Origin of the sequence: Citrobacter sp. TBCS-14 (assembly GCF_005280805.1) — a bacterium.
In the GTDB taxonomy this organism is placed as follows: Bacteria; Pseudomonadota; Gammaproteobacteria; order Enterobacterales; family Enterobacteriaceae; genus Citrobacter; species Citrobacter gillenii.
In genome coordinates, this window is the sequence record NZ_SZWM01000345.1 from 1 (window position 1) to 269 (window position 269).

Annotated in this window: 1 protein-coding gene; it reads right to left on the bottom strand. The window is 58.0% G+C overall.

The genetic code is table 11. The features are described from left to right. Window positions 1-62 precede the first annotated feature (62 nt). On the bottom strand, window positions 63-269 hold a 207-nt coding region (locus tag FDX22_RS15425), incomplete at its 5' end, for a M15 family metallopeptidase (protein ID WP_146717421.1).

Genomic DNA, 269 nt, shown 5'->3' on the forward strand with positions numbered 1-269 from the left:
AGCGGTCAGCCAGCCCCAGACAAACGCCAGCGCCACCACAACCAGCCACTGCGCGTGACTCATCAGCGCACCCCGTTATGTTCCAGGCTGAAATGATTACCATCCGGTCTGGATTTAAAACGCCCGCCCCAGCTCCCGCCCAGCGACTCCCAGTATTCACCCAGCGGCAGATAGTCCTCCGTACGGGTCTGATACTGGCCATTCACAAACAGATTAAAATCCACGGCCAGGCGCTGGGTGTGCAGACTGTTAGAAATACCGCTGCCCTT